General features: G+C 71.0%; 13 protein-coding genes. 8 read left to right on the top strand and 5 right to left on the bottom strand.

Annotated features, from left to right (window positions below; all coding sequences use genetic code 11):
* Positions 1–74: 74 nt before the first annotated feature.
* Positions 75–1,733: an FAD-dependent oxidoreductase gene (locus OG349_RS33995; protein WP_327238265.1), complete on the bottom strand. Its 1,659-nt coding sequence runs from the start codon at positions 1,731–1,733 to the stop codon at positions 75–77.
* A 268-nt stretch (positions 1,734–2,001) separates the two neighbouring features.
* Between OG349_RS33995 and OG349_RS33990 the strand changes: the two genes are divergently transcribed.
* From OG349_RS33990 to OG349_RS33975, 4 genes are all read left to right on the top strand, one after another.
* Entirely contained in the window at positions 2,002–3,186 is a 1,185-nt protein-coding gene (locus OG349_RS33990) for an acyltransferase family protein (protein WP_327238264.1), read from the top strand.
* A 61-nt stretch (positions 3,187–3,247) separates the two neighbouring features.
* The gene (locus OG349_RS33985; RefSeq protein ID WP_327238263.1) at positions 3,248–4,477 is read left to right on the top strand and encodes a sialidase family protein; all 1,230 of its coding nucleotides are present in this window, start codon (positions 3,248–3,250) and stop codon (positions 4,475–4,477) included.
* 253 nt (positions 4,478–4,730) lie between these two features.
* Complete coding sequence (locus OG349_RS33980) at positions 4,731–5,402, top strand: glycoside hydrolase family 16 protein (RefSeq protein ID WP_327238262.1); 672 nt, start codon at positions 4,731–4,733, stop codon at positions 5,400–5,402.
* A gap of 74 nt (positions 5,403–5,476) precedes the next feature.
* Positions 5,477–7,372, top strand: a complete 1,896-nt coding sequence (locus OG349_RS33975) for a glycoside hydrolase family 15 protein (RefSeq protein WP_327238261.1) — start codon at positions 5,477–5,479, stop codon at positions 7,370–7,372.
* Here OG349_RS33975 and OG349_RS33970 read toward each other — a convergent pair.
* The gene (locus OG349_RS33970; protein ID WP_327238260.1) at positions 7,347–7,910 is read right to left on the bottom strand and encodes a hypothetical protein; all 564 of its coding nucleotides are present in this window, start codon (positions 7,908–7,910) and stop codon (positions 7,347–7,349) included. The two genes, OG349_RS33975 and OG349_RS33970, sit on opposite strands and share 26 nt — an antisense overlap.
* A 106-nt stretch (positions 7,911–8,016) precedes the next feature.
* On the opposite strand from OG349_RS33970, the gene OG349_RS33965 reads away from it, so the two are divergent.
* Together OG349_RS33965 and OG349_RS33960 are read left to right on the top strand one after the other, a co-directional pair.
* Positions 8,017–8,517 (top strand): tetratricopeptide repeat protein, encoded by a 501-nt coding sequence (locus tag OG349_RS33965; RefSeq protein WP_327238259.1) that lies wholly within the window; start codon positions 8,017–8,019, stop codon positions 8,515–8,517.
* A gap of 199 nt (positions 8,518–8,716) precedes the next feature.
* A complete protein-coding gene (locus OG349_RS33960; protein ID WP_327238258.1) occupies positions 8,717–9,442 on the top strand; it encodes a VOC family protein in 726 nt (241 codons plus the stop codon).
* Positions 9,443–9,477: 35 nt separating this feature from the next.
* Here the strand turns inward: OG349_RS33960 and OG349_RS33955 are convergent, their stop codons facing one another.
* Positions 9,478–10,578 carry a DUF475 domain-containing protein gene (locus tag OG349_RS33955; RefSeq protein WP_327238257.1) on the bottom strand — a complete coding sequence of 367 codons (1,101 nt, stop codon included), beginning with the start codon at positions 10,576–10,578 and terminating at the stop codon, positions 9,478–9,480.
* 175 nt (positions 10,579–10,753) lie between these two features.
* Positions 10,754–11,584, bottom strand: a complete 831-nt coding sequence (locus OG349_RS33950) for an aldo/keto reductase (RefSeq protein WP_327238256.1) — start codon at positions 11,582–11,584, stop codon at positions 10,754–10,756.
* A gap of 178 nt (positions 11,585–11,762) precedes the next feature.
* Here OG349_RS33950 and sthA point away from each other — a divergent pair, with 178 nt between their 5' ends.
* Together sthA and OG349_RS33940 are read left to right on the top strand one after the other, a co-directional pair.
* Complete coding sequence (gene sthA / locus OG349_RS33945; RefSeq protein ID WP_327238255.1) at positions 11,763–13,166, top strand: Si-specific NAD(P)(+) transhydrogenase; 1,404 nt, start codon at positions 11,763–11,765, stop codon at positions 13,164–13,166.
* A gap of 63 nt (positions 13,167–13,229) precedes the next feature.
* Positions 13,230–13,703: a MarR family winged helix-turn-helix transcriptional regulator gene (locus tag OG349_RS33940; RefSeq protein WP_327238254.1), complete on the top strand. Its 474-nt coding sequence runs from the start codon at positions 13,230–13,232 to the stop codon at positions 13,701–13,703.
* On the opposite strand, the gene OG349_RS33935 is transcribed toward OG349_RS33940, so the two are convergent.
* The gene (locus OG349_RS33935; protein ID WP_327238253.1) at positions 13,695–14,231 is read right to left on the bottom strand and encodes a GNAT family N-acetyltransferase; all 537 of its coding nucleotides are present in this window, start codon (positions 14,229–14,231) and stop codon (positions 13,695–13,697) included. The two genes, OG349_RS33940 and OG349_RS33935, sit on opposite strands and share 9 nt — an antisense overlap.
* Positions 14,232–14,246: the final 15 nt, after the last annotated feature.

Below are 14,246 nucleotides of genomic sequence, written 5' to 3'. Positions count from 1 at the left end.
TTCCTCGGGGGCCCCGGCCGGCGCCGCCGAGGTGCCGGACGATCCGGAAGATTGCTCTGAAGACTCTGAAGACGTCACTGTGCCTCCATGTAGCGATGGACCAGCGAGATGGCCATCGCGCCGTCACCCACGGCGGACGCGACGCGCTTGAGGGACGCCGCGCGGACGTCACCGGCGGCGAAGACCCCGGGAATGCTGCACTCCAGGTGGTACGGATCCCTGGGCAGCGTCCAGTCGGCCGGCCGCTGTCCGCCGGCCAGCAGGTCGGGGCCTGTGACCACGAAGCCCAGCTCGTCGCGGACCACCACCCCGTCCAGCCACTCCGTACGCGGCTCGGCGCCGATGAAGACGAACAGCCAGGACGTGCTGACGGTGTCCGTCGCACCCGACCGGGTGTCCCGGAGGGTCAGCTGCTGGAGGTGGCCGTCGCCCTTGCCGTCGACCACCTCGGTCCACGGGTGCAGGACGATGTTGTCGATGGCCTCGATCTGGTCGATCAGATAGCTGGACATCGACCGTCTCAGGTCACCGCCCCTGACCAGCATGTGCACCCGGTCCGCGAAACGGGAGAAGTGGACGGCCGCCTGGCCCGCCGAATTGGCGCCGCCCACCATGTAGACCTCCTGGCCCTTGCAGGTGGGTGCCTCGGTGACGGCGGCCCCGTAGAAGACCCCGGCGCCGGCGAACTCCTCCAGGCCCGGCGCGTCGAGTCTGCGGTACGAGACGCCGGTGGCCAGGACCACCGTGTGCGCGGTGATGGAGGCGCCCTCGCCGAAGTGCAGCACGCGCCCGGAACCGGCGGCCTCCATGCCGGTGACCTCGCGGGTGCTGAGGATCTCGGCCCCGAACTTCAGCGCTTGTCGGCGGGCCCGGTCGGTGAGCTGCGATCCTGACACGCCGTCCGGGAAGCCGAGGTAGTTCTCGATACGGCTGCTCTGGCCGGCCTGTCCTCCGGTCGCGGCGCGCTCGACGAGGACCGTACGCAGGCCCTCGGAGGCGCCGTACACCGCGGCGCCGAGTCCGGCGGGGCCGCCGCCCACCACGACGAGATCGTAGAAGTCGGACGTCGGTACGGTGCTCAGCCCGACGTGCGCGGCCAGTTCGCCGTCGGCCGGCGCCAGCAGCGACGTGCCGTCGGACGTGACGACCAGCGGCACGTCGGCGGCGGTGGCCCCGGCGGCGGCCAGCAGCCGCTCGCCCTCGGGCTCGTCCGCCTGGAGCCAGCGGTACGGGACCAGGTTCCGGGCGAGGAAGTCGCGTACCGCGAACGACGGCGCCGACCAGCGGTGTCCCACCACGCGGATCTCGGTGGCCGTCGGGTCGGGGGTGGAGAGCCAGGCGTCCAGCAGGGTGTCGATCACCGGGTAGAGGTGCTCCTCCGGCGGGTTCCACGGCTTGAGGAGGTAATGGTCGAGATCGACCACGTTGATCGCGTCGATGGCCGCGCCGGTGTCGGCGTACGCGGTCAGGAGCACCCGCCGGGCGCGCGGGAAGAGGTCCATCGCCGCTTCGAGGAACTCCAGCCCGTTCATCTGGGGCATGCGGTAGTCGGCGAGCATGATCGCGAGTTGTTCGCCGCGCAGCTTTATCTCGCGCAGCGCTTCCAGGGCGTCCGCTCCCGAGATGGCGCGCACCACGCGGTAGCGGTCGCCGTAACGGCGCCGGATGTCGCGTGCGACCGCCCGGGAGACCGCCGGATCGTCGTCCACGGTCAAGATCGTCGGATTCACCATGACACCGCACCACCCCTGGTCTGCTCTGCCGGCAGCTCCGCGCGAAGCACCGCCCGGTCGAGGCCGACGGCGTGATCGACTCCCCACATTACGCCGTCGACCCCCGTCGGCGCCGTTTGTGAGTCTTCGGTGAAGCAACCTGAGATGTCGATGAGGATCGCGTGCGGGACCTGTTTGTGGGCAGCGGCTCGGAGTGGACAGTATTCGAACAGCCCCGGCGACCAGGACAGGAACGGACAGATCGGGCGGGACCGGAAGCCTGGGGGTGGTGCCCGTCCGGGTCGGGCGCCGGGCCGGGCACGGCTTTCCCTCGGCGCTGACCGGCGGGCGGATCGACGGGGTGGACGGGCTGCGGGCCCTCGCCGTCGCGGTGGTCATGGTCTACCACCTGGACGCCGACCTGCTCCCGGGCGGCGCCTTCGGTGTGGACGTCTTCTTCACCATCAGCGGGTTTGTCATCACCCGGCTGCTGCTGGCCGAGTTCGCCCGCGGCGGGACCGTGGCCATGGGCCCCTTCTACCGGCGCCGCTGGCTGCGGCTGGTGCCCGCCCTGCTGGCGCTGTGCGCGGTGTGCGCCGTGCTGGCCCTCACCACCGGCCTGCCCGGCTTCGACAACGCCTGGGCGTCGATCGGGCTGTCCGCGACGTTCCTGGTCAACATCGTCCGGGCGGGACAGCCCGGCGCGTACTCGGACGACACCACACTCCTCGCGCACACCTGGTCCCTGGGGGTGGAGGAACAGTTCTACCTGCTGTGGCCGCCGGTCCTGGTCCTCCTCCTGCGGTGGGTCAGGCCGCGGACGGTGCTGATCGCGGCGGCCGTGCTGTGCGCGCTGCCCGTGTTCTGGCGCTGGTACCTGTGGGACCCGACCGCGGCCCACCGCATCTACAACGGCACCGACACCCGCGCGGACCAGCTGCTCGCCGGCGCGCTCCTGGCGATCGTGGTGGCCCGGCTGGACGCGGAGGACCGGCGGCTGGCCGCGCTGCGGCGCTGGTCGGGGCGGCTGGCGTGGCCCGCTCTGGGGGTGCTGGGCCTTCTCGTGTGGTACGTCCCCGGCACCCACACCGGGGTGTGGACCGTGCCGCTCTACACCGTCGGTTTCCTGGTCACCGCCGTCCTGACGGCGACGGTCCTGGCGGCGCTCGACCTGTCGCCGCGCGCCCCGCTGGCCCGGGTGCTGTCCGTCGCGCCGCTGGTCTGGGTGGGGCGCAACCTGAGCTACGCCCTCTATCTCTGGCACTATCCGCTCGGGCGGCTGCTGGCCGGGCTGGGGGTCGACACCTGGCACACCCCGGCCACCCTCGCGGCCTCCTTCGCGGCCGCCACGGCGTCGTACTACCTGATCGAACGACCGCTGACGCGCCGCAAGCGCCCGAAGCGGCCGGAACCCTCCCGGGACATCACGGCGTCCGTAGCCGCTTCCGCCGTGCGTGGCGGTCCGGCCGGCTGATCCCTCGACCCTCTACTTTCATCTCGTCATACCTCACATATCCGTACAGAACGAGGATGAGATGAGAGTCCGCGCCTTTGGTGCCAGGACCAGGACCGTCCGCCGGTTCCTGGCGTTGCTGCTGTCCCTCGCCGCGGGTCCGGCGGCGGTCCAGGTGCCGTCCGCCGCCGCGTCGGCGCCCGCCGCGTGCCCGCCGTCGGTTCCGTACCGGTCCGGGCAGTCGGGTTACTTCACCTTCCGTATTCCCGCCGCGCTCCAGGTGCCCGGCGGCGCCCTGCTCGCGTTCGCCGAGGGGCGGCGGCACTCGTCGGCCGACGACGGTGACATCGACCTGGTCCTGCGGCGCTCCTTCGACGGCGGATGCACCTGGGGGCCCCTCCAGGTGGTGGCCGACGCGGGCGCCGACACGGCGGGCAACCCCGTACCGGTCATCGATCCGGCCAGCGGTGACGTGGTGCTGCTCACCTGCCGGACGATCAGCGGGGCGACCCGCCGCCAGGTCACGACGGGAGCGGCGCCCGCGTCGACCCGCCGGGTGTACGTCCAGCGCAGCGCCGACGGCGGCGCGACGTGGACACCGCAGCGCGACCTCACCGACACGGTCAAGCCCGCGGACTGGCGCTGGTACGCGGTCGGCCCCGGGCACGCGGTGTCCTTGCGCCGGGGCCCGCACCGGGGCCGGCTGCTGATCCCCGCGAACCACACGTCGGGCCGTACGGGACGCAGCGGCGCGCACTCCCTCTACAGCGACGACGGCGGCGTGACCTGGCACGTCGGTTTTGTGGCCGGCTCGGCCGGCGGGCCCGTCCAGCTCAACGAGAGCACCCTCGCCGAGCTGCCCAACGGCCTGGTGTACGTCAACTCCCGTGACCACAGCCGCAGACCGGACGAGGCCCGCGCCGACGCCTACAGCTCCGACGGCGGGCTCACCCTCTCCGTACCGTTCCGGCCGCAGCCCCTGATCGCCGGACCGGTCGTCCAGGGAAGCGTGCTGCTCGCGTCCGGACTGCCGGGCAGGGGCCCGCTGTTGTACTCGGGACCGGCGGATCCGCGCGCCCGCGTACGGATGCAGGTGCGGGCAAGCGGCGACGGCGGGCGGTCCTGGCAGCCCGTGTGGACGGTGTCGGAGGACCGCGCGGGTTACTCGGATCTGGTGCGAACCGGCCCGGGGGCCGTGGGGTTGCTGTACGAGACCGGGCCCAGGACGTTCCACGACACCATCCGCTTCACCCGGCTCCCGGCCCGCGTCCTGTCCCCCTTCCCCGCGTCCATGTTCGCCCCGCCCTCTTGATCGGTCGCCCTCGGTGAACGTACCATCACCTTGAGTAACGACACGTCACCGCCCGTACGGCCCTCATGCTCCCTACGGTGCCAGGCCGTACACCGTCGGTACCGGTGAAAGGGATGCGATGGGACAGCGTGGATCCCCGTTCGTGGAATGGCTCGCCGAGAAGCTCGGCCGGGTGCCGGGACCGAGGGGCAGACCACCCGGTCCGGTGTCGCAGCGGCCGGGGCAACCGGGGCCCACGGGTCCGGTGCCCACAGTGCCGGTGCCCTCGCGCCCCGGAGCGCCGCCGGTCTTCACGGCCGACTTCTCCTCGCCCGACCAGTGGGTCGCGGGCCGCTCGTGGGCCTATCCGAACGGCGGGCCCACCAATCCCGGCGACAACAAGCTCGACCACCTCTCCCCCGACGCGGAGTTCAGCCGCGACGGGATCTTCCGCGCGTCCCGCAGGCGCGACGGCTACTGGGACACGGGGCTGCTCACCACGGAGGGCAGCGAGGACGGGTTCATGGTCCGTACGGGCGACGTCCTGGAGGCGCGCGTACGGCTGCCCGCCGAGATCGGCGCCTGGCCCGCGATCTGGACCTGGCGGGACGGCGGGAACGAGATCGACGTCTTCGAGTACCACCCGGACAACCCGGATCTCCTGGAGCTGACCAACCATGTCCGGGGCGGGCAGCGCTACTTCACGGATCCGGCGATCGCGCCCGGCGCGTGGGTGGACCTGCGGGTCGAGTTCCGGAGGTGGTCGGTGGTCTGGTGGGTCAACGGGGTACGGGTCTTCGCCGACAACCGGGGCGTCGGGTGGTTCTGGCGCGCGTATCTCATCGTGAACCTCTCCGTCTGCGCCGGTGCCTTCCACCCCGCCCCCGAACCGTCCGTGGACAGCATGTCGTACGAGGTCGCGTATCTGCGCGTCCACCGCCCCTGAGGCGAGACGGCCGGGAGGGCCCGCCGGCCGTCTCCGACATGCGGGAGCGCGGCCGGTGGGCAAGACTCGTCGGGATGAACCGCGACGATCAGGACACCGGGGCGGAGGGTCCGTGGAGAGCTGCCGGGCAGCGCTCCGCGGAGCGTCCCGACGACCGGGGCGAGGACTACCTGCCGATCGCCGAGCACGGTCTGATCGGTGACCTGCGGACCGCCGCGCTGGTGGGGACGGACGGCCGGGTCGACTGGTTCTGCGCGCCCCGCTTCGACTCCCCCAGTGTCTTCGCGTCCCTGCTCGACGTCCGGCGCGGCGGCTTCTGGGAGATCGCACCGGTGTGCGAGGTGGTGGACCGTCACCAGTTCTACTTCCCGGACACGAACATCCTGATCACCCGCATGTTCACGGTGGACGGCATCGTGGAGATCCAGGACTTCATGCCGATCCTGAGGGAGAACGACTCCGCCCATCGGCAGCGGCTGGTGCGGCGGGTGGTGAACATCCGCGGCCGGATGTTCATGTCGGTGCGGATCGCGCCCCGGACGAACTACGGACGCGACGAGCACCGGCTGGAGCGGATCCCTCGCGGGGTGCGGTTCAGCGGTGACACGGTCATCCTGTCGGTGCGGGCGAGCGTGGGTCTGGAGCTGGACGACACCGACGCGTTCGGCGAATTCGTCCTCGGGGAGGGCGAGACGGCGCTCTTCGTACTGGAGACGTCCGCCGAGCCCGCCGAGCCCCCCGAAACCGCCGAGGAGCTGTTCACGGCGACGGTGGCCTTCTGGCGGCGCTGGCTGAGCCGGTCCACGTACACCGGCCGCTGGCGCGAGATGGTCCACCGCTCGGCGCTGACCCTCAAGCTGCTCACCCACGAACCGTCGGGCGCGGTGATCGCCGCGCCGACGCTGGGGCTTCCCGAGCAGCTGGGCGGGGTGCGGAACTGGGACTACCGGTACGTGTGGATCCGCGACGCCGCGTTCTCGCTGTACGCGTTGCTGCGCCTCGGCTTCACCCAGGAGGCGCAGTCCTTCATGGACTGGCTGACCGAGCGGCTGCGCGACGCGACGGACGGCGAGGCGGGGCCGCTGCGGGTCATGTACTCGATCGACGGCCACGCGCACCTGCCCGAGGAGGTGCTGGGGCACCTGGAGGGCTACCGGGGCTCGTACCCGGTCCGTACGGGCAACGACGCGAGCGGCCAGCGGCAGCTGGACCTCTACGGCGAACTGATCGACTCCATCTACCTGTTCGACAAGTACGGCGCCGGGATCTCGCACGAGAGCTGGACCGATCTCTGTGTGGTCCTGGACTGGCTGCTGGAGCACTGGAACACCGTCGACGAGTCGATCTGGGAGACCCGGTCGGGCCAGCAGCACCACACGTACTCACGGCTGATGTGCTGGGTCGCGGTCGAGCGCATGATCAGAATGGCGCGCCGCCGGGGCCTGCCCGGTGACCTGGGCCGGTGGATCTCGGTACGGGACCGGATCTACCACGAGATCATGGCGCGCGGCTGGAACGACGAGGAGCGGACGTTCGTGCAGCGGCTCTCCGCGGACGACGGACAGCAGCCGGCGAACATCCTGGACGCCTCGCTGCTGCTGATGCCGATGGTCAAGTTCGTGTCGCCGGTGGATCCGCGCTTCCGGTCCACGGTCGAGGCCATCCGCCGCCGGCTGGTGGTGGACAGCCTGGTGTTCCGGTACGACCCCGAGCAGGCGCCGGACGGGCTGGACGGCACCGAGGGCACGTTCTCGATCTGCTCGTTCTGGTGGGTGGAGGCGCTGGCCAGGACCGGTGACGTGGAGGCGGCGCGGCTGGCGCTGGAGAAGATGTTCACCTACTCCAACCACCTGGGGCTGTTCGCGGAGCAGATCGGGCTGACGGGTGAGCACCTGGGCAACTATCCCCAGGCGTTCACCCATCTCGCGCTGATCAGCTCGGCGATCAACCTCGACCGCGCGATGGGGTGAGCGCGCCGGTCACCGCGCCCGACACGGCTCCCGACGCCGTTCCGGCGGCCGTCGCCACGGCGTGCCGGGCGGCGTCGGTGTGCCCGACGGCGGTGTAGGCCAGGAGGAGGGCAGCGGCGTCCTCCAGCAGGGCCGCCGGCCAGTCGGGGCGGCCGGCCTCGGCGACCGTACGCCGCCAGTAGGCACCGGCCAGGGTGCCCACCGCGGACGCGGCGGCCCCCACCGCGGCCGCGAGGACGGGCGGGGCGCCGCCCGGCTCCCGCGAGGACAGCGCGACGGCAGCGAACCCGCCGAACGCCATCCGGGAGGCGATCCCGGCGGGAGTGAGACGGCTCGGGGTCCACGGCAGCTTGTCCGCGACCAGCTCCCCGACGGCCCCGGCGGCGGCGCCCCGCTTGCCCCACACCCCCGCGAACAACGACGCGGGCCGGGCGCGCTCCCCCGGCTCGGTGGTCAACGCGACGGCCGCGATCCCCGTCTGGCTGCGCAGTCCGGAGACCAGCCCCACCAGGACCAGGCGCGTCACGTCATATTTCACACAAACACTTTCCCGGGTCATGCACGCCTGAGTGCCCGGCCCGGCTTCCCCGGAAACGGACCTGGCGACCGCTCACCCCAATGCCGGGAGCTGCGACGATGTCCCCATGAGCGCGCAGAGCGGAAACGATTCGCTGTCCGGGGCCGTACGGCTCAGGGAAGAAGGCCGGCACGAGGAGGCGCGCACGCTGCTGCTGGACCTCTCCGCGCGGTCCCCGCAGGACGCGGAAGTGGCGTACCAGACGGCGTGGATCCACGACGTGCTGGGGCTGGAGGCCGATGCCGTGCCGTACTACGAACGCGCGCTGGCGGGTGACGGACTGTCCGACGAGGACCGCCGGGGCGCGTTGCTGGGGCTCGGGTCCACCTACCGGGTACTCGGCCGCTACGAGCAGGCGGTCGAGACGCTCCGGCTCGGTGTGGCGCGGTATCCCGGCGACGGGGCGCTGCGGGCGTTCCTCGCGATGGCGCTGTACAACACGGGCGCGCACCGGGAGGCGACCGGGACGCTGTTGGAGGTGCTCGCCGAGACCAGTGGGGATCCGTCCGTGCGGCGGTACCGGCGGGCCATCGCGCACTACGCGGGTGATCTCGACGGGACGGTGTGACCGGACGGTGTGACGGGACCGGGCAAGGGCGTCGCCGAATCTGCGGCGCGTCACATGCGTAAGAGCGTGTGCGGCGGCAAGGTGGGGAGCATGCGTCGGGGGCGGGGTCGATCCGTCCCCGCCCGGACGAATGGAGCGCACCAGCGTCATGCCGGCGTCACCTCAAGCCGTCACCGGATCTCCCTGCTGGGTGAGTCTGATGGCCCGCGATCTCCCCGCCGCCCAGGAGTTCTACCGCGCGGTCCTCGGCTGGTCCTACCGTTCGACGTCCCTGGGCGACGAGTTCTCCGTCGGGCTGGTCGGCGGGGAGGCCGTCGCCGGGATCGGCGCTCTCGCCTCCACGCTGCGTACCGCCGTCTCCTGGACCCCGTACTTCGTGGTGGACGACGTGAACGGGGCCACCTCCCGGGTGAGGGAGCGGAGCGCCACCGTCGCCGTCGGTCCCCTCGCCATGAACACCGGACGCGGGGCACTGGCCGCCGATCCCGACGGCGCGGTCTTCGGCCTCTGGGAGGGCAGGATCATCCCGGGCTGGTCGATCGGGAAGGGGCAGGGCCCCGCCCGCCTGGAGCTGCGCACCCGGGACGCCTTCGCCGCCGCGATCTTCTACGGGCAGGTCCTGCACTGGGCCCCGGAGGGGAAGGAGGGGCTGGAGGCGCACTACGAGCAGGACCGGGTAATGGTGCGGGACGGCGAGCGTACGGTGTGCGCGCTGCGCGGCGGGGCCGTGGGCAGCGCTCCCGATCCGCGGATCCGCCCGCGCTGGCAGGTGTCGTTCCGGGTGGACGACGTGGACGCGGCGGCGGACGCCGCCCTCGCGGCGGGGGGCGAGGTCGTGGCTCCCCCGTCGTCCCCGCCGACCGGCCGGGAGGCCACGCTGCGCGACCCGGACGGCGGCATGTTCACCGTGGTGAGCGACCGTTAGCGAGCGTCCGGGAGAGGCCCACCCGGAGGCGGGCCTCAGGCGTCGGACCCGCTGCTCGCGAGGCGCCTGTTGCGCAGGACCGAGGACCAGAACGACCAGCCGATCAGGACCACGCCGACGAGCCCGGTGATGAGTTCGCTGATCTGGTACTGGATGGTGACGATCAGGATCACGGCGAGCGCCCCGATCGCGTAATGCGCGCCGTGCTCCAGGTACACGTAGTCGTCCAGCGTGCCCTTGCGCACGAGGAAGACCGTGAGCGACCTGACGTACATCGCGCCGATGCCGAGGCCCAGCGCCAGCAGCACGATGTCGTTGGTGATGGCGAAGGCGCCGATGACCCCGTCGAAGGAGAACGACGCGTCGATGACTTCCAGGTAGAGGAACATGAAGAACGCGGCCTTGCCCGTGACGGCCGCCGCCGAGCGTGCCCGGCCGACCTCCTCGGCCTTCTCCGTCTCGCGTTCCTCTTCCGCCTCCAGCCGGCCCTCGAAGAAGCTGGAGAGCCCGCCGACGATCAGATAGGTGATGAGGCCCGCCACCCCCGCGGTGAGCACCGTGGACGCCTTGTCGGCGTGATGCCCGCCGTGCTGGTGGGCGCTCGTGGCGACCGTCATGGACGCGATGAGCAGCGCGATGAGCGCGAGGCAGACGGCGAGCATGTCGACCTGGCCGAGCTTGGCCAGCGGCCGCTCCAGCCAGGCCTGCCACTTGATCTCCCGGTCCTCGAAGATGAAGTTGAGGAAGATCATCAGCAGGAACATCCCGCCGAAGGCCGCGATCGACGGGTGCGCGTCGGTGACCAGCTGCTGGTAGCGGTCCTTGTCGTTCAGGGCGAGCCGTACGGACTCGATCGGCCCGATCTTGGCCGTGACGGACACGATCAGGATGGGGAAGACCAGCCGCATGCCGAAGACCGCGATCAGCACACCGATGGTGAGGAAGATCTTCTGCCAGAAGACACTCATCTTCTTGAGGATCCCGGCGTTGATCACCGCGTTGTCGAAGGACAGCGAGATCTCCAGGACCGCCAGGATCGCGACGATCCCCAGCGCTTTCGTACCGTCGTAGAGGACCCCCAGTCCCAGGCCGAGCGCGGTGACCACGAAGGCCCACCGGAAGGTCTTCAGAATCACTGGCTACCCCATCATCCGTATCATCCGTGTACGAAGGCGCGTCATCCGGGTACGGCGGCGCGGATCTCCGGCCCAGTGAATCATCATGCGTCGTACACCGTCCTGGCGGGGCGCCCGACGGGCCCGGCGACCCGGATGTTCGTACGACCGTCCCCGCCGGCCGGTCTCCGGGCAGTCAGTTGTTGGGGTACCGGTCCGGGTCGAAGCCGGTGCGCTCGTCGCGGTTGAGCGCCGAGATCTCCGCCATGTCCCCCTCGGTGAGGGTGAAGTCGAAGAGACGGAAGTTCTCCTCGACCCGGGCGCGGGTGACCGACTTCGGGAAGACGATGTCGCCGCGCTGGATGTGCCAGCGGAGGGTCACCTGGGCGGGGGTGCGGCCGAGGCGCTCGGCGACGGACGTGAGGGTGGGGTCGTCGAGCACCTTGCCCTGGGCGATCGGCGACCAGGCCTCGGTGGCGATGTCGTGGTCGGCGTTGAAGGCCCGTACGTCGTCCTGGGTCAGGTAGGGGTGGATCTCGATCTGGTTGACGGCCGGCACGATCACGCTGCTCTGGAGCAGCCGGCGCAGGTGGTGGGGCTGGAAGTTGGAGACGCCGACCGCCCGGACCTGCCCGCCGTGGTACATCTCCTCCATGGCGTGCCAGGTCTCCACGAAGTCGCCGACGGACGGCATCGGCCAGTGGATGAGGAAGAGGTCGAGCGGGCCGGTGCCGAGGACCTCCAGGGTCCGGTCGAAGGCCCGCAGGGCGTCCTCGGGGGCGTGGGCCCGGTCGTTGAGCTTGCTGGTCACGAAAATCTCGCTCCGGTCGATGCCGGAGTCACGGATCGCCTGGCCGACCTCCTTCTCGTTCCCGTAGGCCTCGGCGGTGTCGATGTGCCGGTAGCCGGTCTCCAGGGCGAGGAGCGTCGCTTCGCGGGTCTGCTGCGGCGGGATCTGGAAGACACCGAATCCGAGCTGCGGGATGGTGACGCCGTTGTTGAGCGTGCGGGTGGGGACCGCGGGCATGGGGTTCCTCGATCTGTCTCGGCCACAAGCGAGGAGATATCAGTACAGAAGGTGACTCGATCTCCCTGGACAGGACAAAACGTACCCACGATCCGGGACCCCGGCCGTGATTGATGGGGCCGTCCCGCGCATCGGACCCGCCCTTCCGGGAAGCGCGGGCGGCTGACAGACTCCTTCCGTGCCCGACTTCGACATGCTTGTCATCGGATCAGGACCGGGCGGCCAGAAGGCCGCCATCGCCGCGGCCAAGCTCGGTCGCCGGGTGGCGGTCGTCGACCGCCCCGACATGGTCGGGGGCGTCTCCATCCATACGGGGACGGTGCCCTCCAAGACGCTGCGCGAGGCGGTGCTCTATCTCACCGGGCTCAGCCAGCGCGACCTGTACGGCCAGAGCTACCGGCTCAAGGAAGAGATCACCGTCGCCGACCTGACGGCCCGTACGCAGCACGTGGTCAGCCGTGAGGTCGACGTCGTCCGCAATCAGCTGGCCAGGAACCAGGTCACGCTGCTCTCGGGCACCGGACGGTTCGTGGACGACCACACCGTGGCCGTACGGGACTCGGCGGGGCAGGACCGGCTGCTCACCGCCGACCACATCGTCATCGCGACCGGCACCCGTCCGGCGCGTCCGGCGACCGTCGAGTTCGACGACCGTACGGTCATGGACTCGGACAGCGTCCTGAACATGGCGGACGTGCCGCGGTCCATGGTGATCGTGGGCGCCGGGGTCATCGGCATGGAGTACGCCTCGATGTTCGCGGCCCTCGGCAGCAAGATCACCGTGGTGGAACAGCGGGACGGGATGCTGGACTTCTGTGACGTCGAGGTGGTCGAGGCGCTCAAGTACCGCCTCAGGGACCTGGCTGTCACGTTCCGGTTCGGCGAGACGGTCGCGGCGGTGGAGCGGCACGAACACGGCACGCTCACCGTCCTGGAGAGCGGCAAGAAGATAGCCGCCGACGCGGTGATGTACTCGGCGGGACGCCAGGGGCTGACGGACGAACTCGACCTGGACAAGGCGGGGTTGAGCGCCGACAAGCGCGGGCGCATCAGCGTGGACGAGCACTACCGCACCACCGTGCCGCACATCTACGCCGTCGGTGACGTCATAGGCTTCCCCGCGCTGGCCGCCACCTCGATGGAACAGGGCCGCGCCGCCGCGTACCACGCGTGCGACGAGCCGGTGAACGCGATGCACCACTTGCAGCCGATCGGGATCTACACGATCCCCGAGATCAGCTTCATCGGGAAGACCGAGGACCAGCTGACCGACGAGAAGGTGCCGTTCGAGGTCGGTGTCTCGCGCTATCGGGAGCTGGCCCGGGGCCAGATCATCGGGGACACGCACGGCATGCTGAAACTGCTGGTGTCGCCGGAGGACCGGAAGCTGCTGGGGGTGCACTGCTTCGGCTCCGGCGCGACCGAACTGATCCACATCGGCCAGGCCGTGATGGGGTGCGGCGGGACGGTCGACTATCTGGTGGACGCGGTGTTCAACTATCCGACGCTCGCGGAGTCCTACAAGGTCGCGGCGCTCGACGTGACGAACAAGATCCGCCAGATCGACCGCATGGAACGCTGACCGGGCCGCCCCCGCGTCGCTTATTCTTCAGGCTACCTGCGCATTTGCTGTACGATGCGAGCCATGACCGGTCGGAGGAACGAGGCGGCGCGGGCGGCGGTGGGCCTGTCGCTCGCCCTGGGCAGACTGCGGGGGCGGTTGCGGGCGGAGGGCGGGCCCGGGTCCTCGGTGTGGACCAGGAGTCAGCTCGCGGCCCTGCACCGGGTGGTCAGCGGGCCGCCCGCCACGACCAGCGACCTGGCCGCGGCGGAGTACATGCGGCCGCAGTCCATGGCGCAGACGCTGGCCGCGCTGGAGAAGGGCGGGCTCATCACCCGCCACCCCGACCCCGACGACGGCCGGCGGTTCCTGGTGGTGGCCACGGACCAGGGGCGGGACGTGCTGCGGGCCGCCATGGAGGGGCGCGAGGCGTGGCTGGCGCACGCCATCGAGACCACGCTGAGCCCCGAGGAACTGGCGGCCCTGCCGGGCCTGATCGAGGTGCTGGACCGGCTGGCCGCGTCCCCGCCCGGAGTGCCGTCGCACCGCTCAGGCTGAGGGCGGCCTGCGGTCCGCGAGGAGACCGAAGATCAGGTCGTCGGTCCACTCACCCTTGAGCCAGGTGAACGCGGGGCGCAGGCCCTCCCGCTGGAAGCCGACCCGTTCCAGCAGCCGGGCGGAGCGGGTGTTGCGCACGTCGCACTCCGCCGACACCCGCCGCAGCCCGCGCGCGAAGAGGTCGTCCAGCACGGCGCGTACGGCTTCCGTGGCATAGCCGTACCCCTGCCGGTCGGCGGCGAGGGTGAAGCCCAGGTCGGCCTGCATCAGGTTCTCGTGCAGGTTCACCCCGACGTCCCCGATCAGGCACCCGTCGGCCTTCAGCTCGATCGCGTACTGGAACCAGCCGGGCAGGGCGGGGTCGGCGGCGGCGAACCGCTTCACGAGCGGCGCGGCCTCCTCGACGGGGACCGGCGCCGTCCAGCCCTGGTAGCGGGCGACGTCCGGGTCGGACTGGTAGGCCGAGAAGGCGGGCACGTCGTCGGCCTGGAAGTGGCGCAGGCGGAGCCGGGGGGTTTCGAGCAGCACCCCCCAAGCTTCTCA

This window comes from Streptomyces sp. NBC_01317 (assembly GCF_035961655.1).
Taxonomy (GTDB): Bacteria; Actinomycetota; Actinomycetes; order Streptomycetales; family Streptomycetaceae; genus Streptomyces.
Note: the sequence above shows the minus strand (reverse complement) of the source record. Positions and strands in the feature narration are given on the sequence as shown.

Excerpts from the sequence above, each read along its gene's own strand:
- OG349_RS33985 (WP_327238263.1), top strand. The coding sequence starts at position 3,248 with ATGAGAGTCCGCGCCTTTGGTGCCAGGACCAGGACCGTCCGCCGGTTC.
- OG349_RS33995 (WP_327238265.1), bottom strand. The coding sequence starts at position 1,733 with ATGGTGAATCCGACGATCTTGACCGTGGACGACGATCCGGCGGTCTCC.
- OG349_RS33950 (WP_327238256.1), bottom strand. The coding sequence starts at position 11,584 with ATGCCCGCGGTCCCCACCCGCACGCTCAACAACGGCGTCACCATCCCG.
- OG349_RS33960 (WP_327238258.1), top strand. The coding sequence starts at position 8,717 with ATGGCCCGCGATCTCCCCGCCGCCCAGGAGTTCTACCGCGCGGTCCTC.
- OG349_RS33975 (WP_327238261.1), top strand. The coding sequence starts at position 5,477 with ATGAACCGCGACGATCAGGACACCGGGGCGGAGGGTCCGTGGAGAGCT.
- OG349_RS33940 (WP_327238254.1), top strand. The coding sequence starts at position 13,230 with ATGACCGGTCGGAGGAACGAGGCGGCGCGGGCGGCGGTGGGCCTGTCG.
- OG349_RS33965 (WP_327238259.1), top strand. The coding sequence starts at position 8,017 with ATGAGCGCGCAGAGCGGAAACGATTCGCTGTCCGGGGCCGTACGGCTC.